The organism is Nesterenkonia halobia (assembly GCF_039536005.1).
Lineage (GTDB): Bacteria > Actinomycetota > Actinomycetes > Actinomycetales > Micrococcaceae > Nesterenkonia > Nesterenkonia halobia.
Genome location: NZ_BAAAYG010000020.1, coordinates 1 through 632 on the forward strand (window position 1 = coordinate 1; position 632 = coordinate 632).

At 67.6% G+C, this 632-nt stretch carries 2 protein-coding genes; both read left to right on the forward strand.

Annotated features, from left to right (window positions below; genetic code table 11):
• On the forward strand, positions 1–318 hold a 318-nt coding region (locus tag ABD652_RS13980; RefSeq protein WP_425574596.1), incomplete at its 5' end, for a transposase.
• The coding region (locus ABD652_RS13985) for an IS3 family transposase (protein ID WP_425574597.1) at positions 315–632 on the forward strand (318 nt) is incomplete at its 3' end. The genes ABD652_RS13980 and ABD652_RS13985, both read left to right, overlap by 4 nt.

Consider the following 632-nt stretch of genomic DNA (forward strand, 5'->3'; position numbering starts at 1 on the left):
AGCCCGGAGTTCAAGGACCGGGCGGTCAGGATGGTCGCCGATCATCAGCGCGCCGAGCAGTCTGGCAGTTGGACTGCTCTGGTGGCCGTCGGTGACGCGCTGGGCGGCGTCTCGCCACACACGCTGCGCAACTGGGTCAAACAATCCCGCCTCGCAGTCGAACAGACCCGTCAGGGTCGCACCGACGGGGGTGCTGAGGATCAGCAGGAGCTGGCGAGACTGCGCCGAGAGAACGCTGAGCTGCGCCGGGCCAACGAGATCCTCAAGACCGCCTCGACGTTTTTCGCCGCCGAGCTCGACCGTCCCACCACGAGATGATCCGCTTCATCGACGAGCACCGGGATCGTTTCGGGGTCGAGCTCATCTGCCGCGTGCTCAGCGAGGCAGAAGGTGGGTTCATCACCGCACGGGGTTACCGTGCCGCCAAGGCCCGGCAGCCCTCGGCGAGGGCACTGCGTGATCAGTTGCTCATCGGCGAGATCATGCGTCTGCACTCCGAGAACTACAGCGTCTACGGAGTGCGGAAGATGTGGCGCATGATGCGCCGGGCCGGTTGGCAGATCGGCCGCGACCAGACCGCCAGGTTGATGCGCGAGGCCGGGGTCAGCGGCGTGGGGGGGGGGGGGGGGGGG